Origin of the sequence: Bradyrhizobium sp. BWC-3-1 (assembly GCF_032917965.1) — a bacterium.
Lineage (GTDB): Bacteria > Pseudomonadota > Alphaproteobacteria > Rhizobiales > Xanthobacteraceae > Bradyrhizobium > Bradyrhizobium canariense_D.
The window spans coordinates 2,338,322-2,358,908 of record NZ_CP136625.1 but is presented as its reverse complement, the minus strand read 5'-3'; the positions used below and the strand labels follow the sequence as shown (position 1 = coordinate 2,358,908).

The window sequence follows — 20,587 nt, the reverse complement described above, 5'->3', positions numbered from 1 at the left end:
CGCTAAACCCTGTTACGACCCCGTGCCAGTCCGACAACGGCCGAGACCAGGAACAACACGACTGCGATGAAGAAGATGATCTTGGCGATTTCGATCGACGCGCCGGCGAGGCCGCCAAAGCCCAGGATACCGGCGATCAGGGCGATAACCAGAAACGTAACTACCCAGCTAAGCATGATCCGAACCTCTGTTTCGATGTCTGTCTGCGATCGGCGCGGCTGACGCGCCTCACTTGCAGAACCAATCGCCAACTCGGAACAATGGTTCCGGGCCGCTGAAGCCGGAAATTCGCCTGACCGACAGGAACAAATTGGCTTTCGGCGCACGTGGAAAACCCCTGTCCGCGGCCCCATATAGGGACCAATCCCTGTTAAGAAGGCTCCCCTTTCACCACCCCGCGGTGCCAACGTGGGGCAAATGATTCGCATGACCGAGCCGAGCAAGATCACGTCCCAGAGCGTCCCCGACCACCAGCCCGCAGCCGGCGGCATCGCCGCGCGTGCGCGCGCCTCGGTAGGCCCGCAATACCTGTCCGGGCTCAATCCGGAGCAGCGCGAGGCTGTGGAGACGCTGGACGGGCCGGTTCTGGTGCTGGCCGGCGCCGGCACCGGCAAGACCCGCGTGCTGACCACGCGCATCGCCCACATCCTGAGCCAGGGCCGCGCCCGCCCATCCGAAATCCTGTCGGTGACCTTCACCAACAAGGCCGCGCGCGAAATGAAACATCGGCTCGGTCAGATGCTCGGCCATGCCGTCGAAGGCATGCCGTGGCTCGGCACCTTCCACTCCATCGGCGGGCGCATCCTGCGCACCCACGCCGAGCTGGCGCAGCTCAAGTCGAACTTCACCGTGCTCGACGTCGACGATCAGGTCCGACTGCTCAAGCAGCTTCTGCAAGCCGACAATATCGACGACAAGCGCTGGCCGGCGCGCATGCTGGCCGGGCTGATCGACGGCTGGAAGAACCGCGGCCTGACGCCGTCGCAGGTGCCGTCGGGCGAAGCCGCCGTGTTCGCCAACGGCAAGGGCGGCAAGCTCTATGCGAGCTACCAGGAGCGGCTGAAGATCCTGAACGCCGCCGATTTCGGCGATCTGCTGCTCGAGGACATCCGCATCTTCCGCGAGCACCCGGATATCCTGCGGCAGTACCAGCAGCGCTTCAAATTCATCCTGGTCGATGAGTATCAAGACACCAACGTCGCTCAATATCTGTGGCTGCGGCTGCTGTCCCAAGCGCCGACTTCTTTTGCCTCTCCCCGCGTGCGGGGAGAGGTCGGATCGCCCGGCAGCGCAATTGCGCGCCCGAGCGATCCGGGTGAGGGGGACTCTCAGCAAGCTGAGCTCGTGGAGGCAGCCCCTCATCCTGACCTTCTCAGCGTGAGCGAAGCTCGTCGCGACCCCGCAAGCGGGGAGAAGGAGCAGACGCGCCACGTCAAAAACATCTGCTGCGTCGGCGACGACGACCAGTCGATCTATGGCTGGCGCGGCGCGGAGGTCGACAACATCCTGCGCTTCGACCATGATTTCCCCGGCGCCAAGGTCATCCGCCTCGAGCGCAACTACCGCTCGACGGGCCACATCCTCGCCGCCGCCTCGCACCTGATCGCCCACAACGAGGGCCGGCTCGGCAAGACGCTGCGCACCGAGGACCAGGACGGCGAGAAGGTCACGGTAACAGGCTCTTGGGATTCGGAAGAGGAAGCCCGCGGCATCGGCGAGGAGATCGAGCAGATCCAGCGCCAGGGCGACAAGCTCAACGAGATCGCGATTCTGGTGCGCGCCTCCTACCAGATGCGCGAGTTCGAGGACCGCTTCGTCACGCTCGGCCTGCCCTATCGCGTCATCGGCGGCCCGCGCTTCTACGAGCGCGCCGAGATCCGCGATGCGCTGGCTTATCTCCGCGTCATCAATTCACCGGCCGACGATCTCGCCTTCGAGCGCATCGTCAACACGCCCAAGCGCGGCCTGGGCGATGCCACCGTGCAGATGCTGCACGATCACGCCCGCAAGCGCCGCATCCCGCTGTTCGAGGCGGCGCGCGCGGTGGTCGAGACCGATGAGCTGAAGCCGAAGGCGCGCGGCTCCTTGCGCGACGTCGTCGCCCAGTTCGACCGCTGGCGCGCCCAGCGCGAGGTCACCTCGCACACCGAGCTCGCCGAGATCGTGCTCGACGAGAGCGGCTACACCGAGATGTGGCAGAAGGACCGTTCGGCGGACGCCGCGGGTCGGCTCGAAAACCTCAAGGAGCTGGTGCGCTCGATGGAGGAGTTCGAGAACCTGCAAGGGTTTTTGGAGCACATCTCACTGGTGATGGACCGCGACAGCGGCGCCGACGAGGACGCGGTGTCGCTGATGACGCTGCATTCGGCCAAGGGGCTGGAATTCGACAACGTGTTCCTGCCCGGCTGGGAGGAAGGCCTGTTTCCGAGCCAGCGCACGTTGGACGAACAGGGCCGCGCCGGCCTCGAGGAAGAGCGCCGGCTCGGTCATGTCGGCCTGACCCGGGCCCGCCGCCGCGCCAAAATCTATTTTGCCACCAACCGCCGGATCCACGGCACCTGGTCGACCACGATCCCCTCGCGCTTTCTCGACGAACTGCCCGCGGCCAATGTCGAGATCACGGAATCCAAGGGCGGCTCGGCCTGGGGCGGCACCGGCGGCTACGGCGCCTCCCGCTTCGACGACATGGAAGCGTTCGGCTCCACCTATTCGACCCCGGGCTGGCAGCGCGCCCAGGCCAATCGCAATCGCGGCGGCGGTGGCGGCGGCAATGGCGGCCGCGGCAGTTTCGAGGAACAGGCCTCGTCGTTTTCGTCCCAGTCGTCCTCGCCCGATTTCGGCAGCTTCTCCTCGCGCCGCCGCGGGCCGCTGACGATCGAGGGCGAGCTGGTGGCCAAATCCACCGGCACGACCTCGGAATTCTCCCTCTCCGACCGCGTCTTCCACCAGAAATTCGGCTATGGCCGCGTCACCAAGATCGACGGCAACAAGCTCACCATCGCCTTCGACAAGGCGGGGGAGAAGAAGGTCGTGGACAGTTTTGTGCAGCGGGCGTGAGGCCTGCATGCCGCACTACATCGCCATCATCGAGGACGCCGGCCCGGACGAAGCCGTCGGCGTGTGGTTTCCCGACCTGCCCGGCTGCATTTCCGGCGGCGACGACGTCGATGAGGCCCTGGAGAATGCGCCCGAGGCACTCGCGTTCTATGCACAGGAACTGACCGCGGACGGCCGCCGGCTTCCCCCGCCGCGGACATTGGACGAGCTCAAGGCCGACCCTGATGTCGCCGACGAGCTCGGGAAGCACACGGTCGCCCTGATCGAATGGCCACCCCTCACTGAGGCCACGGAGTGAGGACTGTTCGCCGCACTGGTCGGACTCTCGACAGTTCAGGTCCGAACAGCCCTTGACCACCGTGAACTTCCCCGTATCAGATGCGACCATGGTCCGGGGCTCCATCACACTGATCTTGCTGGCATTGGGTATGCCGTCGCTTGCGGCGGCGGAGACCATGAGCTTTGGCGATGCGATCGGGCTGCTGGCGAAAAGTTGCGGCGCGGAAATCGTCGCCAATTGCCGCGGCGTCAACCCGGATTCGACCCGCCTGAAGGAGTGCCTCTCGCGCAACCGCGACGTGCTCTCGCAGCAGTGCCAGAGCGATTATCTCGGTGCCTTCGACGCCATCCAGAAGCGCGTCGCAGCCCGTGTCACCGTGGCGAACGTCTGCCAGCGCGAGATCGTCAAGGTCTGCGGCGGCTCGACCAAGGAGACCAGCAAGGCGGTCCCCTGCCTGGTCTCGACGCCCAAGGGCATCAGCAACAATTGCCTGAAGGCCGTTGACGACGCGGGGTATCGGTGATGCCAGCGACGAGGCTTTCCACCGCCGGAATATGCATCGCGCTCGGCCTCGCTTTGCTCGCGGGCACAGCGGAAGCACAGACGGCGCCGCCAACCCGCGACGACATCGTCGGCAAGCTCAACCATTTCGAACAAGCCGCCGAGATCGATCTCCCCGCGCTGAAGCTGCAGGTGATGGAGCGGGCCAAGGCCAGGATCAAGAACGATCCCGGTCCGGTGAACCGGCCGCTGATCGCGCCTGATCTGGTCAATCTGCCGACCTTCACTGCGCAGATCCAGTTCGACGCCGACACGCCGATCATCCAGCCGGCGTCCTACCAGACCGTCGGCCGCCTCGCCGATGCGCTGGTCCATGCCTCGCTGCTGCCCTACACGTTCCTGATCGTCGGCCATGTCGAATCCAACGCGAAGACGCGCGAGGCCAATGCGATCCTGAGCCAGCGCCGGGCGGATGCGATACGCGACGTGCTGGTGAACACGTTCAAGATCTCGACCAAGCGGCTGCATCCGATCGGCCTCGGCGAGGAGCAGTTTCTCGACCGGGCCAGGCCGACCTCAGCCGCCAACGCCCAGTTGCAAATCCTGACCTACGCCAAGGTACCGGAGGAAGCGCCTGCGCATCCCGCTGCGACACCTGCGCCTGCGGCGAAAAAGCCCGCCAAGAAGCGCTGAGCGGACGCGCCACGGCGTCTGACGCAACCCTTTGAAGTCACGTTTCTTTTGTGACCTGTCTCACAGCGCAACAGCGCGGTTTCGCGCGACAATTACGCCGGTTTGTGCACCGCCCTATCAGGTGCTATAGGCTTTTTTCGCCCTGCCCGACCCCATGCTGCACGAGACCGAGATGGCCAGTTATTTTCAACGTCAGCTGGCCGACTACGTCGAATATCATCGCGATCCCTGGAACTGCGCGATGCACGTGGTCGGCATCCTCCTGCTCTTCACCGGCGCCGTGCTGCCGCTGACGCTGGTCCATTTCCCGGTGTTCGGGATCGAGGTCAGCCTGGCCATGGTTCTTGCCCTGCCGGTGCTGGCCTACTGGCTGATGCTGGACGCCGGGATCGGGCTCGGCATCCTCGCCTCGATGATCGTGCTGCTTTCGGTCGCAACCGCGATTGGCAATCAGGTCTCGATCGTCATGATGTGGTCGATTTTTGTGGTGCTGATCGGGCTCGGCGTCGCGTCGCAAATCGTCGGTCACAAGGTTTTCGAGGAGCGGCAGCCGTCGATCGTCGACCACCCCACGCATTTTCTGCTTGGACCGATGTTTGTCATGGCAAAATTATTCATTGCATTGGGCTTCCGTCGCGACCTTGCCGCGATTCTGGCGCCTGCTCCGACCAATTCCCTTTCAACCCGATAGTTCTAGACGCGAAACAGCAAACCTACTGCATGGCTCTCGTACTGGTTACCGGTGGCAGCGGCTTCATCGGACATCATCTTGTAGAAGCGCTCCGCGCCCGTGGGCAGCGGGTGCGTGTTCTCGACGTCCGTGCGCCTGCCGCGCCGTATGCCGACGTTGAATATGCCCAAGGCTCGGTGCTCGACGGTGCCGCGGTCGATGCCGCGATTGCTGGGGTCGATCAGGTCTATCACCTCGCGGGCCTGCCCGGCATGTGGGTCGCCGACAAGCAGGCCTTTCACGACGTCAATTGCCGCGGCACCGAGATCGTGCTCGCGGCCGCGATGAAGCGCGGGGTCTCGCGCTTTCTGCACTGCTCGACGGAATCGATCCTATTCCCCTATTCCGACCTCAACGGTGTTCCCGCCGAAGAGGCACTGCAGCCGGCCGATGCGATGCCGGGCGCCTACACGCGGTCGAAATCGCTGGCCGAGCATTGCGCCGCGAAGGCCGCAGCTGAAGGTTTTCCGCTGGTGATCGGCACCCCGACCATGCCGATCGGTGCTGCCGACCACAATCTGACGCCGCCGACTGCGATGCTGTGGTACTTCCTGCAGAAGAAAGTGCAGCCGCATCTCGACTTCCCGGTCAATCTCGTCGACGTTCGCGACGTTGCCATGGGCCTCGTGCTGACCATGGAACGCGGGCGTAACGGCCAGCGCTACATCCTCGGCGGCGACTGCGTCAGGCTCGGCCAGATTCTGCGGATGATGTCCGCGATGAGCGGCCGCCGGCAATTCCCGGTCGTCGTTCCCGGCAAGATGGCCGAGCTGTCCGGCATCATGCTCGAATATCTCTCTGACCGCATCACGCGCAGGCCGCCCAACGGCACCGCCGAAGGCGTGCGCATTGCGCTCGCCGCGAGCGACCTCTCGATCGGCAAGGCGCGCACCGAACTCGGCTACGCGCCGCGCCCGATCGAGCCGGTCCTGCGCGAAACCATCACCCATCTTCTCGCCCGCGGCGGCGCGCTTGCCTCCGGCGCCATCGAGCATCACGCGCTCTCCTCGCGCGCCAGCTGAGCTGCCGCCCAACCCAAAGAACCTTTCCGCATGTCCTTCGATTTCAGCAAGCTTCTCTCTGTCGCCTGGGGTGGTTGGACCACGACTTGGCCGACGCAACTGCTCGCCCTGATCTGGCTCGCCTGGCTCGCAAGCTGGGTCGGCGCCTCGTTCTGGCAGGGCCGCACCCAGAAGCAGGTAATGACGCTGGAGTCCGGCCGCTATCGCATCCCGATCCTGGTCGGCGGCATCCTGTTCACGCCATGGACCGCGGAAGTGCTCGGCGAGAAGCCGCTCTGGGTGTTCAGCAATACAGCTGTCTACGTGGTGGCGCTGATCGTGCTGGCCGGCATCTCCTTCACCTGGTGGGGACGGCTGCATCTCGGACAATTCTGGTCCAACACCATCACCCACAAGCAAGACCACCGCGTCATCGACACCGGCCCGTACGGCATCGTACGCCATCCGATCTACACCGGCCTGATCCTCGGCATGCTGGTGACCGGCATCGCGGTCGGCACGGTGACCGCGATGCTCGGCGCGATCCTGATCTCGCTCGGCATGTGGCAGAAGGGCCGGATGGAAGAAGTGTTCCTGTCCAAGGAGCTCGGCGAAGACGCCTACGGCGCCTATTGCCGCCGCGTGCCGATGATCATCCCGTTCCTGTCGCCGCGCTGAGAGCGGCGGACGCGCCCCACATTCGCTGTCGTCCCGGCCCCCCGTGCGCAATTGCGCACTAGGCCGGGACGACAGCGAGAGGAACTGCCTTCCCTCCAGCCCGTTAGCCTCTCGATACCTGCCACTGACCGCAGAGCATCGAGCCATGTCCGACGCCTACGATTATTTTCGCGAGCACGCGATCGCCGCCGTCCGCAAGGCGCGGGCGCTGCCGCCCGGGCGGCCGAAGCAGAAGCAGCGCACGGTGGCGCGCGTCTATCATCTCCTCTCCAGAGAGGCGGCGCTCGCGCCGAACATCCATCATCTGGATGATTTTCGCGCGGCGCGCCGGGCGGAGCGGCAGATCGGCCGCTGATCTCCGGGCAGCCTGTCGGCATTCGTCCCATGCAAATTCGAACGGCTGCCATTCCACGGGAATAGAGCCCCGCGGCGCTCCACACAGGTTGACGTCTGCCCCGTCAGCCCGTTGGATGCGCGCGCAAACAGGGGCTTCTCATGACTTTTTCCAGCATCTTTGCGCAGTTCGTTGCGCTTCTCGGTGGCATCGCGCTGCAATGGCGAAAGCTGTCGGGCACCGTGCCTGCGCCGGCCTGGGGCCAGTCGCCCGCCATTCCACAAGCAAAGCCGCAAGGCGCCATTCCGACACTGAAGATGCCGACGGCGCGGGGCTGGAGCGAAGGACAGAAGCCGACGGTCGCACCCGGGCTCAAGGTCAATGCGTTCGCGACCGGCCTCGACCATCCGCGCTGGATCGAGGTGCTGCCCAATGGCGACGTGCTGATCGCGGAGGCGACGCAGATCGCGGGGGCGCCGCGGTCCGTGTTTCACTACGCAATGCAAGCGACGATGCGGCGCGCCGCCGCGCTCGGCGTCAGCGCCAACCGCATCACGCTGCTGCGCGACAAGGATGGCGACGGCGTCGCGGAGTATCGCGGCGCGTTCATGGAAAACCTCAGCCAGCCGTTCGGCATGGCGCTGGTCGGCGACACCTTCTATGTCGGCAACACCGACGGCGTGATGGCCTTCCCGTACGTGGCGAATGCCGATCGCATCACCGCGCCGGGCAAGCGCCTCACCACTTTCAAGCCGAGCGGCCACTGGACCCGCAGCCTGCTCGCAAGCCCCGACGGCAAGAAACTCTATGCCGGCGTCGGCTCGCTCAGCAACATCGGCGAGATGGGCATGGAGGTCGAGGAAGGCCGCGCCGCTGTCTACGAGCTCGACCTCGTCGCCGGTACGCACCGCATCTTCGCCGCCGGCCTGCGCAACCCGGTTGGTCTCGCCTGGGAGCCGACGACCGGTGTGCTCTGGACCGTCGTCAACGAGCGCGACGGCCTCGGCGACGAAACGCCGCCGGACTATCTGACCTCGGTGCGCGATGGCGGTTTCTACGGCTGGCCCTATTGCTACTGGGGCAAGACGGTGGATGACCGCGTGCCGCAGGATCCGGCGATGGTCGCCAAGGCACTCACGCCTGACTACGCGCTCGGCGGCCACACCGCCTCGCTCGGCCTGTGCTGGATGCCCGCGGGCACGCTGCCGGGCTTCCCCGACGGCATGGCGATCGGCCAGCACGGCTCGTGGAATCGCAGCACGCTGTCCGGCTACAAGCTGGTGTTCATCCCGTTCGAGAACGGAAAGCCTTCGGGTCCAGCACGCGACATCCTGTCCGGCTTCCTCGCGCCGGACGAGAAAGAATCCTACGGCCGTCCGGTCGGCGTCGTGATCGGTCCCGACAAGAAATCGCTGCTGATGGCCGACGACGTCGGCAACGTGATCTGGCGCGTGACGGGCGCTTGAAGGTTATGTTCCAACGCTAAGCGTGGTGCGCTGCTTGCGGAGCAGCGCGATCACCGACAGTGCCGTGATCAACCCGGTCTTGGGATTCTCGGAGGGGACGTTCTCGATTGACATCGAGAAGCGCGCGGAATCCGACTCGACCTCGATGCGATGAACATTGCGCGTCACGGTCGGGTCGGCCCAGATTTGCACCTGGGTGCGATCCGGCCCGACGCCCGCGAGCGACAGCGCGACCGCAACGTTGAGGTTGGCCGGAAAGCCTTTCGCTGCCTCCCGCGCGGTGCCCTCGAACAGCTTGAGCGGCTCGCGCAGATTGTCGATATCGATGTTGTTCGCGACGATGAACGGCGCGCCCTTCAACCCGTCGATCGGCTTGCGCGTGACCATCTTCACCGAATGGATGGTGCCGATCGCAGCGGCGTTGACGGCGTCGAGCCCGATCAGCGCGCCGGTCGGCACGAGGATGCGGCCGCCATTGGCCCGGGCGAGATCGACGAGATCAAAATTGTCGAGCAGCCCTCCGACGCTGACAACGACCGCGGCCCTGCCGCGTTTCACCGCGGGCTCGACGATCGCGCGGAGTTGGCTGCTCGGCGCGCACTCCACCACGATATCAGCGGCGTCGCCGAGCTGGTCGAGCGGCAGTAGGGATGGCGGACGACGCAGGCTGCCGAGCAATTTCTGATGCTTTGCAGGATCGCGCACCGCCACGGCGGAGAGCGTCAATCCCTCGATGCCCTGATCGAGCGCGGTCGCGATCTTGGTGCCGATCGAGCCGAGCCCCGCGACGGCAACCCGCAATTCGTTCGAAGCTGTCCGTTCAGCCATCGCATCACCCCTCTCGCCAAGTCGATGTCATAGCGCCTCAGGCGTCGCGCGCATAGCTGCGCAGGCGCGTCTCGAGCACGGAGAGCATTGCGTCGCGGGCGGGGTCGCGCGAGCCGCGCAGCCATGCGGCAGCGAGCGGCAGCCGGCCGACGGGCCCGATCTGCTTTGGCCGCAGCGGCACGAAGCGCACGCCTGACACCGCCATCCGCATGGTCCAGCGCGGCACGATCGCGACCCCGAGCCTGGTTGCGACGAGATTGATGATGGTCTGCTTCTCGTCGGCGACCTGCACGACGCGCGGCGTGAGGCCTGCCTGCTCGAATAGTCTTATCGTGAGGTCGTGGCTGTGCGGCCGCGAGCGACGATCCGGCACCAGCATCGCCTCCTCGGCGATCTCCGCCAGCGTGATCGACTTGCGTTTGGCCAGCGCGTGGCGCTGCGGGAAGGCCACGATGGCTGTTTCCTGCAGCAGATCGCGGAATTCGAGCCGCTTGTCCCGCTGAGCCGGTGGACGCACGAAGGCAAGATCGAGCGCGCCGGTCAGGATCTTTGGCAGCAGCCGGACGGTCTTCTCTTCCAGGAGCTGCACTGCGATATCGGGATGCTTTGCGCGAAAATCGCGCAGCAGCGCCGGTAACAGCCCCGCCGCGGCACTGTCGATGGCGCCGACCCGGAGTTTTCGAGCAGCCCCCGCGCGCGCGCGATTGCGCAGGTTGGTCTCGACCGCCTCGACGCGGGCGAGGATGGCACGGGCATCACGCAGCAGCGTCGCGCCATCTTCCGTCAGCGACACCGCACGCGTCGTCCGTGCGAACAGTCGCGTGTCCAGATCCTGCTCCAGCAGCTTGATCTGGCGGCCCAGCGCGGAGGGCAGCATCTGGAGATGCTGCGCCGCGTGGCCGAAATGCAACTGCTCGGCCGCCGCCACGAAGCATCGCAACTGATGCAATTCCATCCACCGGTCCTCTGATCCTGTGACGGGATTATATCATTTTTTTGTATAAACCAGCGCCGATTGAGTCCCGGCCCCTAGGTTCGCTAGCGTTACGCAACCCCACCGACATCTGGACGGAGCCCTTCATGCGCACCCATTCGATTGCAGCGATCCCCGCGGACGGCATCGGCCCCGAGGTCATCTCCGCCGGCGTCCGCGTGCTGGAGGCGCTGGCCAACCGCAGCGGTGACCTCGCCTTCAACATCAAGACCTTCGACTGGGGTTCGGACTATTACAAGAAGCACGGCGTGATGATGCCGGCCGACGGTCTCGCGGAGCTCAAGAAATTCGACGCGATCTATTTCGGCGCGGTCGGTGCGCCCGACGTGCCCGATCACATCACGCTGTGGGGCCTGCGGCTGCCGATCTGCCAGGGCTTTGACCAATACGCCAATGTGCGGCCGACCAAGATCTTGCCGGGCGTCGCCTCGCCGCTGCGCAATGTCGGCGTCGGCGACCTCGACTGGGTGATCGTGCGCGAGAATTCCGAGGGCGAATATGCCGGCATGGGCGGCCGCGCCCACAGGGGTCTCCCCGAAGAGGTCGGCACCGAGGTCGCGGTGTTCACCCGCGTCGGCGTGACGCGGATCATGCGCTATGCATTCGAGCTGGCGCGGTCGCGCCCGCGCAAGTTCCTGACCGTGGTGACCAAGTCGAACGCGCAGCGCCATGGCATGGTGATGTGGGACGAGATCGCCGCCGAAGTCGCGGCCGAATTCCCCGATGTGACCTGGGACAAGATGCTGGTCGACGCCATGACGGTGCGCATGACGCTGCATCCGAAGAGCCTCGACACCATTGTCGCGACCAATTTGCACGCCGACATCCTCTCCGACCTCGCCGGGGCGCTGGCGGGCAGCCTCGGCGTCGCGCCAACCGCCAATATCGACCCGCAGCGCCGCTTCCCCTCGATGTTCGAGCCGATCCACGGCTCGGCCTTCGACATCACCGGCAAGGGCATCGCCAACCCGGTCGCGACGTTCTGGACCGGCGCACAGATGCTGGAGCATCTGGGCGAGAAGGACGCGGCGGTGCGGTTGATGGCGGCGGTGGAGCGCGTCTGCGCGGCCGGCGTGCTGACGCCCGATGTCGGCGGCAAGGCGACGACAAAGGACGTGACCGATGCCGTGATCGAAGCGATCCACGGATCGAACGTGTAATCCGAGCTACGTCAGCGGGAGGCGCCAGGGTTTCCGAAAAATTTTGAGCCCCCCTCTTGAAACCAAAACGGGCTTTTTTTATTTTTCCGCTGCCGCCGAGAGGTGGCGTTCCCGACGCCTGTAGGGTCGGGAAGCTGAGACGGGCACCGGTCGTGTCCGGTGTCGTTCGTATCCATTTTGCTCCTTGGAGGATCTGGCTATGCGCACTTACGACTTCTCTCCCTTGTGGCGTTCGACCGTTGGCTTCGACCGCCTTTTCGACCTCGTTGAAACGGCACAGCGTGCCGGCGAGGACAACTATCCTCCCTACAACATCGAACGTCTCGGCGAGGATCGCTACCAGATTTCGCTTGCGATTGCGGGTTTCTCACCCAACGAGGTCGCGGTGACGGCCGAGCAGAATGCGGTGACCGTCGAGGGAAACAAGCCGGACAGAACCGAACGCGAATATCTCTACCGGGGCATTTCCGCGCGACCGTTCAAGCGGCAGTTTAACCTGGCCGAGTATGTTCAGGTGCACAGCGCCTCGTTCGAGAACGGCTTGCTCAAGATCGAACTGGTCCGAGAAATCCCTGAAGCCATGAAGCCGCGGCGAATTGCCATCAATGCCGCGCCGTCCGGCAACGTGCATCAACTCGAGGGCAAAGCCGCCTGAATTCGGTCTGTCGGAGGCCCGGTGATCCCGCCCGATCGTCGGGCGGGATGGGCCATGGCCTTCGATCGCGTACCCGAATGCAAGTCAGAGGTTTTAGAGAAAGGAGGAGGACCTCTCATGCTCGATCATGCCGACAACATCATCGATCTGAACGCGATATTGCACCCTGGCTCCGTCTATGATCATCCCCGCGACGTCATAGCCGATCCAACTTTGTCGATCGGCGAGAAGCGCGCGATCCTCACGTCCTGGGCTTCGGACGCAGCCAGTGTCGCCTCGAGCCCGACATTGCGGGAGCTGCCCGGCTCGGACAAAGCCGTCACCATCGACGAAATTCTGGAAGCGCTCGCGAGCCTCGACCACCATCCGAAGGGCCCTCCGGGCGGCAAGCCGGTCCGCACGCGATCCGTCGAACGAACCGGCCTCGCAGCCTAGGCAACGACAGCTCAACGGGGATTGCGATGATGCTTGATGAAGAGCTGGCCTTGTTGCGCGGCCACCGCAGCAACATCAGCCGCTATCAGCGGTTGCTCAAGACCGAGCTGACCGAGTTCGAACGGCGGTTCATCGAGAGACGTGTGTCCGAGGAGCGCTCGGCGATCGAGAAGCTCGCCGTCTCCGCCTTTCCGCTCACCTTTCAGGCTCCGAGCCGGGCAATGGGGAACGCCACCACGCGCCTGACGGCAAGCCGGCACGGGTGATCGACATGCCCGAACACCTCCCGACATTCGAAGTGTTCCTGAAGAAGTGCGGTCGAAGGACATGGCGATGGCGTGTCTGCACGACGGAAGGACGCCTGGTCATGCACGGCTTCGAAAATGGCCGACCCGCTGCCAAATATGCGGCTGACAGGGCCTTGTTTATGATGCTTCTCGCCGCGCCCTATGGCCCGGCGGGCCGGGCTTCCGCCACGGCTCGCTCCTCCTTGGCGACTCCCGCATCAAGATGGCTGCCGCGGCACAAGATGCGTGAATGACAGGTGCCGCGAGGGATGGTGCCTGGCATCAGCCAAGCCCATCCCGGCCATCTCCGTTGCTGACCGCTTACCGCCGTCCCGGCGGGGGGGTCGCCATGGCGGCTGTCGGCTCCGGCGGCGTCAGGTGGCGTGGAACGATGATGGACTGGCCGGGGGTGAGCGTCGCGTTCTCCGGCAGCGAGTTGCTCTGCGCCAGCGACCACAGCGGCACGCGATTGGCTGCCGCGATGCTCTCCATGGTGTCGCCGCGGCGCACCGGTAGCCGCACGCCACTGTCCCACAATTCGACCAGCGTATTCGCCGGCACGAGATAACGCAGCGGCACGGCATCGACCTGCGTCTGGGGCGGAATGCGCGGCAACTGCGTGACCATATCGACGATCTGACGGTGGATGTCGTCGGACTTCTCGATGTTGATGTGGCTGACCCGCGCGTTCTCCTTCAGGTCATAGCTCGCATAGTGACCGCGATAGCCCGGCACCGCGACCACGTTGCCGCCGCCAAGCACGCTGTCGGAGAGATAGATGTTGATGAAGCGCTCGACATTGAGCGGCACGTCGCCGGTCGCATGCGCGGGATCGATGGTGATGACGAGGCTGATCGGGATGTTCTCCTTGGCCGCCATCTCGGAGATGACGATCGAGCAAAGCCCGCCCATCGAATGCCCCATCAGCACGATCGGCGCCGGCGCTTCCTTGTAGCTGGAGATCGCACGATCGCCGATCCATCGGCAGATGGTGAATTCATAGACGTTAGCCGAAAAGCCGGCCTGCGTCAGCTTCTCTTCGAGCCGGTCCATGCCGGTGGAGAAGAACGGCCCCATGGCGCCACGGAACAGGTAGATCTTCGGCGGCGGCAATGGCTCGAACGGTGGGGGCGGCGGCGCGACGGGTGCGGCCGCGGCGGGCTTCGTCTTGGCAGGTGAGGCAGCGGTCGTCCCGGTGCTCAAGGCGAGCAGCGCAACGGCTGCCAGCGCGAGAAGTCGCCTCAAATCGATCATCAGTCCAGCAGTCCCACTCCGGGAGGCTGCAGCCTCCCCCAAAGGCGCTTAGTGACGGTCGATTGGGTGGAATTTGGGGCACGGAACCGGGGCTCGATCCGCGCTCATTCCAGCATCTCGCCCCCCAATCACTGCATGCTCTTGAGCCTGCTGCGGTGTGCGGCCTGTTTCGCGCGGTTGCCGCAGACCGCCATGATGCACCATCGCCGCGCGCGTCTGCGCGTGTGGTCGGCGAACAGCATGGTGCAGTTGTGCCCCTCGCACGCCTTGACGTTCGAAAAATCCTCGTCGCAAACGAACTTCGCCATGGCTTCGCCAACCGGCAGCAATAGCGCCTCCGGCGATCGCCAGCGCCGCCTCATTCGCAATGCCAGAGCGCCGCCATCGGCATGGCCCGGCTCGATCCGGCTGAACGCTTCGTCGCGCTCCAGCAGGCTGTTCAACGGATCGAGCTCGCGCAATGCATCCGTCGTGAGCGGTCGGCCTGCATGCTTGCGCACGAAGCCCCTGAACCATTCGCGCAAGGCGCGCGCCTGATCCGCAACCTTGTCCAGCTCCTCCGGCGTGGCGCGCGCCGTCAGCGCGTGCAGATCATCCGCGGGCACCAGCTTCGCCTGCGCCAGCCAGTCGATCAGGCCATGACCATCATCGATCCAGTCGACCGGCGTATCGAGCGGCGTCGCCACCGAGTTGAGGAAGTCGAGGCCGAGAGAGTCGGCGATGAACATGGCGGGCGGGCGGTCCATGAGCGGTCCTTGGCCGGTCGGGAGCATGGACTCAGATAACCTGATAGAACGGCATTGACAAGTTACGGTAAGGAGACGTAACCTCTTAGTAGGCAATTTAGTGGTTACTAAGATGGAGAATGTCATGGCCGCAATCGCGTACCGCACCGCGGATGTCGAGGGCTTCAAGGTGTTCTATCGCGAGGCCGGTCGTGTCGGAGCGCCAAAACTCCTGCTGCTGCACGGCTTCCCCAGCGCAGGCCACATGTTTCGTGACCTCATCCCGCTGCTGGCGGACAGGTTTCATATCGTGGCGCCCGACCTTCCCGGCTTCGGCCAATCCGACATGCCTTCGCGCGAAAGCTTCCGTTACACGTTCGACAATTTCGCGCGCGTGATCGAACGCTTCACCGAAATGATCGGCTTCGACCGTTTCGCGGTCTACGTTTTCGATTACGGCGCGCCGACTGGTTTCCGGCTTGCGCTCAGTCACCCCGAGCGGATCACGGCAATCATCTCACAGAACGGCAACGCCTACGAGGAAGGGCTCAGCGACGACTGGACTCCGCTCAAGACCTATTGGCAGGATCCGTCGCCGGCCAATCGCGACGCGCTACGCGCGCTCCTCACGCCGGAAGCGACGCGCTGGCAGTACACGCATGGCGTCCCCGATCCGATGACCGTGTCACCGGACGGCCAGAACCTCGACAATTTCTACCTTGCGCGCCCGGGCTCGGACGACGTGCAGCTCGACCTGTTCGGCGACTACAAGAGCAACGTCGCGCTCTATCCGGCCTTCCAGGACTATTTCCGCAAGCACACGCCGCCGTTCCTCGCGGTCTGGGGCAAGAACGACCCATTCTTTATTCCGCCCGGCGCCGAAGCGTTCAAGCGCGATAATCCGAATGCCGTGGTGCAGTTCTTTGACACCGGTCATTTCGCGCTGGAGACGCACGCGAAGGAAATCGCGGACAGCATTCGTACCTTCCTGACGTAACGGGGGCTGTCCTCCGCGAAAGTTACGCCGCCAGGCTCTGCTGAGCGCGGAATGCGCTGATCGCCATATGGACGAGATGCAGCTTGCCTTTGACCGCCGGCGATATGTCGAAGGGATATGCATCGCTCATCCCGAGCGAGCGGTTGAGTTCGTTGATGCTGCGAGCAAGCGGCATCCACAGTGCCAAGAGTGCCTCGAAGTCGCTCTCGAGATAGGGATCCGTCAGGGTCTGCCGGGCGCGCTCGTCCAGCGCCAACGGCAAACCTGCCAGCGAGTCGAGCGTCGACACGATATGCAGGAAATGCGCGAACGTTTCCGCCCAATCCTCCCAGGGGTGGGACGTGGCGTACTCGCTGATGAAGCCGCTTCGGTCGTATGAACGATCGGCGCGGCTGTAATAGGAGTTGATCGCGGCCTGATAGTCCTGCGCCTGGTCACCGAAGATCAGCTTGAACGGGGCCTGGAATGTCGTGCCGTCGACGAGCAGGTCCCAATAGAAGTGACCGATCTCGTGCCGGAAATGCCCGAGCAGCGTGCGGTACGGCTCCCGGAACGCCACGCGGCGAGATTCTCGTTCGACATCGTCGGCCTCCGCAAGGTTGAGCGTGATCAGGCCCGAGAGATGCCCCGTCACGATCGGACCGACCTCGTCCGAAAGAATGTCGAAAGCCAATTCTGCGCCGGTGCGCGATGCGAGCGGAAGCTTGAGGCGACTGAGATCATAGAGAAGACGGCGCTTGGCTTCCTCCATACGGCGCCAGAGCATGATGTTTCTGGTGCTGCCGAGGTTTGGAATTGTGCGCGTGAGGCGGCACGAGCCGCAATACCAGTCCGCGCCCTCGACACACCAGTTGCAGCCGATGATCTCGCGGTTACGGCAAGATTGATGGGATGCAAGCCTAGTCATCTCGATGCGCGAGGAGTCGAACGCCAACTCAGTGCTGCAATTCGCGCACGCGATGTGCTCGAACGAGACAGGATGGCGGCATGACGGGCACTGAAAGATCTTCACGTGGACTGGCCCCAGACAGACGGCACACCGGAAGACCGGCCTGTCAATTCGAGGAACTCTTGCACTTCGAGGAACTCTTGCGACCGTCGCTGTTGCCGGCGAGCAACGCACGCTGCGTCCGCAGCGCGTGCTGTCTTAACAAGCCGGCTCGCGTCGCGCTCAACTGGCTCGATTGAGGCTGCGGCTTTTTCTCAAGGACATTTTCGGAAACAGGCCGACCGGCCCACGTCCGCTCGGGCTGAACCGCCATGGGGCCGACGTTTCGTCCGCTTGTCATGCTGTAACAACACCAGATCGTACGCCGAGTTCCCTTCCTCGACCGGCGGGTGATCGAGCTTGGCTTGTGCAGATACGACAATGCCGCCGTCGGCGTGACGGCGGCATTGTCAATTCACCTGCTTGCGGCGAACAGCTTAATTCCGGGGAGCCGTTGCCGCCGCCGAGCGCGCCGACCTGGGCGCGCCGGGTTCGGCAACCGGAGCCGGTGCGCGCGATCGCATGATTGCGGCGTCGATCTCGGCAATCACGCGGCGCTGGATCGCTTCGTTCTTGTCGATCGAGATGTGGCCGACGCCGGAGCCGCGGACGTCGACATTGTCGAGCTTGCCGCGAAAACCGTCCGCGCGCTTCACCGGCTCGCCGGGGCCGTCGCCGATATAGATGTTGATGTAGCGCTCCGCGCCGGTCGACAGCTTGGTCTTGAACACGGAGTCGAGCCCGATCGCGAGTTTCACGGGCACGCCGAGACGGTTGAGCTTGGCGATCATGTCTGGCAGCGCAGTCGCGCCGGAGGAGTGCCCGACCAGTACGATGGTCTTGAGCCGGCCGGCCTTGTAGGCGGTAGCGGCCTCATCCGCGAGCGAGGACCAGGACACGAAATTCGCCACGGTCACCGGGATGCCCTGCGCCTGGAGCCGGGCGCCGATCGTGTCGAGCCCGAGCGAGAAGATGTTGAGCACGCCGCGGAGCAGGTAGACATGCGTGGTCGCGACGGCAGCCTGGCTTGGCGCCGCCTTGGCGGTGGTCGGGCTGATGGCAACAGCTGACAGCAGGAGCAGGCCCATCGCCCAGGCACGGAGGGCGGACAACTGGCTGACGCCAGCGGTGTGACGGCCGTTCGGTCTCATCGATCTTTTCCCTGGGAATATGCTTCGGCCGGAATCGTAGCCATGGCCTGCTCGCAGACGCAACAAAGAGCCGCGTGAACGACGATCTTAGCATCAAGCCGTGACCATCGCGCAACACTTGCCCGAAACCTGCCACGGAAGGAGCTGTTTCGAGGCCATTTTTCTCCCGCTAATTGCAGCCGCGCAAGGGCCTTCCTATGTCAGGGCTCCGCTGACCCGCCCCTCCCGGTAGGTTCCAGCCTCCCCTCCCCAGCCTTAGCCCCTCAGACTTGCGGCCATCATGTCCTCCATCATTTCCGTCGCCAATTTGTCGAAGACCTATGGGTCCGGCTTCAAGGCGCTCAAGAACGTCAATCTTGACATCACGCGCGGCGAAATCTTCGCCTTGCTCGGCCCCAACGGCGCCGGCAAGACCACGCTGATCTCGATCATCTGCGGCATTGCCAATCCGAGCGAAGGCAAGGTCCTCGTCGGCGGCGAGAACATCCAGACCTCCTATCGCAAGGCGCGCTCGCTGATCGGGCTGGTGCCGCAGGAATTGCACACCGATGCCTTCGAGAGCGTGTGGGCGACCGTGAGCTTCTCCCGCGGGCTGTTCGGCAAGCCGAAGAACCCCGATCATATCGAGAAGGTGCTGAAAGACCTCTCGCTGTGGGACAAGAAGGACAGCAAGATCATCACGCTCTCCGGCGGCATGAAGCGTCGCGTGATGATCGCCAAAGCGCTGTCGCACGAGCCGCAGATCCTGTTCCTGGACGAGCCGACCGCCGGGGTCGACGTCGAACTGCGCAAGGGCATGTGGGAGGTGGTGCGCACGCTCCAGCAATCCGGCGTCACCATCATCCTGACCACGCATTACATCGAGGAAGCCGAGGAGATGGCCGACCGCATCGGCGTCATCAACAAGGGCGAGATCGTGCTGATCGAGGACAAGGCCACCTTGATGCAGAAGCTCGGCAAGAAGCGGCTGACGCTGCATCTGCAAGGCAAGCTCGATGCGCTGCCGGAGAGCCTCAGGCATTACGAGCTCGACCTCTGCGACGGCGGCGCGACGCTGGTCTACGACTACGACACCCAGGGCGAGCGCACCGGCATCACCAGCCTGCTCGGCGATCTCCGCACGGCCGGCATCCGCTTCAACGATCTCGACACGACGCAATCGTCGCTCGAGGACATCTTCGTCGATCTCGTGAGGGCCTCATGAACTACCGCGCTGTCCGCGCCATCTACCTGTTCGAAATGGCGCGCACCTGGCGCACGCTGCTGCAAAGCATCGTCTCGCCGGTGGTCTCGACCTCGCTGTATTTCGTGGTGTTCGGCGCCGCGATCGGCTCGCGCATCAGCCAGGTCGAGGGCGTCAGCTACGGCACCTTCATCGTGCCAGGCCTGATCATGCTCTCGGTGCTGACGCAGAGCATCGCCAACGCCTCGTTCGGCATCTACTTCCCGAAATTCACCGGCACGATCTACGAGATCCTGTCGGCGCCGATCTCCTATTTCGAGATCGTGCTCGGCTATGTCGGCGCGGCCGCGACCAAATCGATCATCCTCGGCCTGATCATCCTCGCCACGGCTGGCCTGTTCGTGCCGCTGCACATCCATCATCCGGTCTGGATGCTGGCCTTCCTTGTGCTGACGGCGGTGACGTTCAGCCTGTTCGGCTTCATCATCGGCATCTGGGCCGACGGATTCGAAAAGCTGCAGATGATCCCGATGCTGGTGGTGACGCCGTTGACCTTCCTCGGCGGCAGCTTCTATTCCATCGACATGCTGCCGCCCGCCTGGCGCACGGTGGCGCTGCTCAATCCGGTCGTCTATCTGATCTCCGGCTTCCGCTGGAGCTTCTACGAGATCGCGGACGTCAGCATGGCCGTCAGCATCGGCATGACAACGGCGTTCCTGGTGATCTGCCTGGTCGTGATCTGGTGGATTTTCCGCACGGGATATCGGTTGAAGAACTGATCCGGCCGTCATTCCGGGGGGCACGCGCGCGCCCCGGAATCGCAAGCTCTACCGATAGCAGTGGAAGCGGTTGTATCCGTCGTAATAGCCGCGACACCGACGGTGGCCGCGATGGGGAATGCCGAACACCCCCTCGACCGCGCCGACGGCACCGCCGACACCGGCGCCGACCGCGCCCCCAACCACGCCGCCGACGGGGCCGGCGATCCGGTTGCCTTCGTAAGAACCTTCCTGGGCGCCCCGAACGATGCCTTGGGCATGGCCAGGCTGGGGGACGCAGGACAGCGCGGCCAGAACGGCCGCGCCAGCGAAGAGCACACGGAAAGGCAGACCAGCCGGCCGAGAAGCGGCGGCGACGCAAACTTTGTTCATCTTCATTCCCAAAGGTAAAACCGGCCGCGGAAGCGGCCG

24 protein-coding genes are annotated in these 20,587 nt (G+C 64.4%); 16 read left to right on the top strand and 8 right to left on the bottom strand.

Annotated features, from left to right (window positions below; translation table 11 throughout):
* Window positions 1-2: 2 nt before the first annotated feature.
* On the bottom strand, window positions 3-176 hold the full coding sequence (locus tag RX329_RS11440; protein ID WP_007600914.1) for a DUF1328 domain-containing protein: 174 nt from the start codon (window positions 174-176) through the stop codon (window positions 3-5).
* Between the two features lie 241 nt (window positions 177-417).
* On the opposite strand from RX329_RS11440, the gene RX329_RS11435 reads away from it, so the two are divergent.
* From RX329_RS11435 to RX329_RS11395, 9 genes are all read left to right on the top strand, one after another.
* Window positions 418-3,057 (top strand): ATP-dependent helicase, encoded by a 2,640-nt coding sequence (locus RX329_RS11435; protein ID WP_085385100.1) that lies wholly within the window; start codon window positions 418-420, stop codon window positions 3,055-3,057.
* Window positions 3,058-3,064: 7 nt separating this feature from the next.
* Window positions 3,065-3,355, top strand: coding sequence for a type II toxin-antitoxin system HicB family antitoxin (locus RX329_RS11430; RefSeq protein WP_085385099.1), 291 nt, complete (start codon window positions 3,065-3,067; stop codon window positions 3,353-3,355).
* 88 nt (window positions 3,356-3,443) lie between these two features.
* Window positions 3,444-3,860 (top strand): hypothetical protein, encoded by a 417-nt coding sequence (locus tag RX329_RS11425; protein ID WP_018454284.1) that lies wholly within the window; start codon window positions 3,444-3,446, stop codon window positions 3,858-3,860.
* Entirely contained in the window at window positions 3,860-4,531 is a 672-nt protein-coding gene (locus tag RX329_RS11420) for an OmpA family protein (protein ID WP_018454283.1), read from the top strand. The genes RX329_RS11425 and RX329_RS11420 overlap by 1 nt, the downstream gene beginning before the upstream one ends.
* 154 nt (window positions 4,532-4,685) lie before the next feature.
* A complete protein-coding gene (locus RX329_RS11415) occupies window positions 4,686-5,222 on the top strand; it encodes a DUF962 domain-containing protein (protein ID WP_085385098.1) in 537 nt (178 codons plus the stop codon).
* Window positions 5,223-5,251: 29 nt separating this feature from the next.
* A complete protein-coding gene (locus RX329_RS11410; protein WP_085385097.1) occupies window positions 5,252-6,283 on the top strand; it encodes an NAD-dependent epimerase/dehydratase family protein in 1,032 nt (343 codons plus the stop codon).
* A 30-nt stretch (window positions 6,284-6,313) separates the two neighbouring features.
* A complete protein-coding gene (locus tag RX329_RS11405) occupies window positions 6,314-6,940 on the top strand; it encodes a methyltransferase family protein (protein WP_007600907.1) in 627 nt (208 codons plus the stop codon).
* Between the two features lie 145 nt (window positions 6,941-7,085).
* Window positions 7,086-7,295 (top strand): hypothetical protein, encoded by a 210-nt coding sequence (locus RX329_RS11400; RefSeq protein ID WP_007613466.1) that lies wholly within the window; start codon window positions 7,086-7,088, stop codon window positions 7,293-7,295.
* 140 nt (window positions 7,296-7,435) lie between these two features.
* Window positions 7,436-8,740: a PQQ-dependent sugar dehydrogenase gene (locus RX329_RS11395; protein WP_085385096.1), complete on the top strand. Its 1,305-nt coding sequence runs from the start codon at window positions 7,436-7,438 to the stop codon at window positions 8,738-8,740.
* A 3-nt stretch (window positions 8,741-8,743) separates the two neighbouring features.
* Here the strand turns inward: RX329_RS11395 and RX329_RS11390 are convergent, their stop codons facing one another.
* Complete coding sequence (locus RX329_RS11390; RefSeq protein WP_085385095.1) at window positions 8,744-9,568, bottom strand: aspartate dehydrogenase; 825 nt, start codon at window positions 9,566-9,568, stop codon at window positions 8,744-8,746.
* Between the two features lie 37 nt (window positions 9,569-9,605).
* On the bottom strand, window positions 9,606-10,523 hold the full coding sequence (locus RX329_RS11385; protein ID WP_085350297.1) for a LysR family transcriptional regulator: 918 nt from the start codon (window positions 10,521-10,523) through the stop codon (window positions 9,606-9,608).
* A gap of 125 nt (window positions 10,524-10,648) precedes the next feature.
* Between RX329_RS11385 and RX329_RS11380 the strand changes: the two genes are divergently transcribed.
* The 4 genes from RX329_RS11380 (at window position 10,649) to RX329_RS11365 (ending at window position 13,078) form a co-directional block, all read left to right on the top strand.
* A complete protein-coding gene (locus RX329_RS11380) occupies window positions 10,649-11,722 on the top strand; it encodes a tartrate dehydrogenase (RefSeq protein ID WP_085360616.1) in 1,074 nt (357 codons plus the stop codon).
* Window positions 11,723-11,921: 199 nt separating this feature from the next.
* Window positions 11,922-12,377, top strand: coding sequence for a small heat shock protein HspD (gene hspD / locus RX329_RS11375; RefSeq protein ID WP_018454275.1), 456 nt, complete (start codon window positions 11,922-11,924; stop codon window positions 12,375-12,377).
* A 117-nt stretch (window positions 12,378-12,494) separates the two neighbouring features.
* The gene (locus tag RX329_RS11370) at window positions 12,495-12,812 is read left to right on the top strand and encodes a hypothetical protein (RefSeq protein WP_085385094.1); all 318 of its coding nucleotides are present in this window, start codon (window positions 12,495-12,497) and stop codon (window positions 12,810-12,812) included.
* A 26-nt stretch (window positions 12,813-12,838) separates the two neighbouring features.
* Entirely contained in the window at window positions 12,839-13,078 is a 240-nt protein-coding gene (locus RX329_RS11365) for a hypothetical protein (protein ID WP_018454273.1), read from the top strand.
* Between the two features lie 342 nt (window positions 13,079-13,420).
* Here RX329_RS11365 and RX329_RS11360 read toward each other — a convergent pair whose 3' ends face one another.
* Both RX329_RS11360 and RX329_RS11355 read right to left on the bottom strand, forming a co-directional pair.
* Complete coding sequence (locus RX329_RS11360; RefSeq protein WP_085385093.1) at window positions 13,421-14,353, bottom strand: LysM peptidoglycan-binding domain-containing protein; 933 nt, start codon at window positions 14,351-14,353, stop codon at window positions 13,421-13,423.
* A 128-nt stretch (window positions 14,354-14,481) separates the two neighbouring features.
* On the bottom strand, window positions 14,482-15,099 hold the full coding sequence (locus tag RX329_RS11355) for a CGNR zinc finger domain-containing protein (protein WP_085350313.1): 618 nt from the start codon (window positions 15,097-15,099) through the stop codon (window positions 14,482-14,484).
* A 124-nt stretch (window positions 15,100-15,223) separates the two neighbouring features.
* Between RX329_RS11355 and RX329_RS11350 the strand changes: the two genes are divergently transcribed.
* Window positions 15,224-16,075, top strand: coding sequence for an alpha/beta fold hydrolase (locus RX329_RS11350; RefSeq protein ID WP_026232703.1), 852 nt, complete (start codon window positions 15,224-15,226; stop codon window positions 16,073-16,075).
* A gap of 22 nt (window positions 16,076-16,097) precedes the next feature.
* Here the strand turns inward: RX329_RS11350 and RX329_RS11345 are convergent, their stop codons facing one another.
* Both RX329_RS11345 and RX329_RS11340 read right to left on the bottom strand, forming a co-directional pair.
* The gene (locus RX329_RS11345; protein WP_026232702.1) at window positions 16,098-17,087 is read right to left on the bottom strand and encodes a putative zinc-binding metallopeptidase; all 990 of its coding nucleotides are present in this window, start codon (window positions 17,085-17,087) and stop codon (window positions 16,098-16,100) included.
* A gap of 413 nt (window positions 17,088-17,500) precedes the next feature.
* The gene (locus RX329_RS11340) at window positions 17,501-18,214 is read right to left on the bottom strand and encodes a hypothetical protein (protein WP_018454268.1); all 714 of its coding nucleotides are present in this window, start codon (window positions 18,212-18,214) and stop codon (window positions 17,501-17,503) included.
* 280 nt (window positions 18,215-18,494) lie between these two features.
* Between RX329_RS11340 and RX329_RS11335 the strand changes: the two genes are divergently transcribed.
* Window positions 18,495-19,418, top strand: coding sequence for an ABC transporter ATP-binding protein (locus RX329_RS11335; RefSeq protein WP_085361388.1), 924 nt, complete (start codon window positions 18,495-18,497; stop codon window positions 19,416-19,418).
* Window positions 19,415-20,176 (top strand): ABC transporter permease, encoded by a 762-nt coding sequence (locus tag RX329_RS11330; protein ID WP_018454266.1) that lies wholly within the window; start codon window positions 19,415-19,417, stop codon window positions 20,174-20,176. Before RX329_RS11335 ends, RX329_RS11330 begins: the two co-directional genes overlap by 4 nt.
* A 48-nt stretch (window positions 20,177-20,224) precedes the next feature.
* Here the strand turns inward: RX329_RS11330 and RX329_RS11325 are convergent, their stop codons facing one another.
* The gene (locus RX329_RS11325; RefSeq protein WP_085349135.1) at window positions 20,225-20,548 is read right to left on the bottom strand and encodes a hypothetical protein; all 324 of its coding nucleotides are present in this window, start codon (window positions 20,546-20,548) and stop codon (window positions 20,225-20,227) included.
* Window positions 20,549-20,587: the final 39 nt, after the last annotated feature.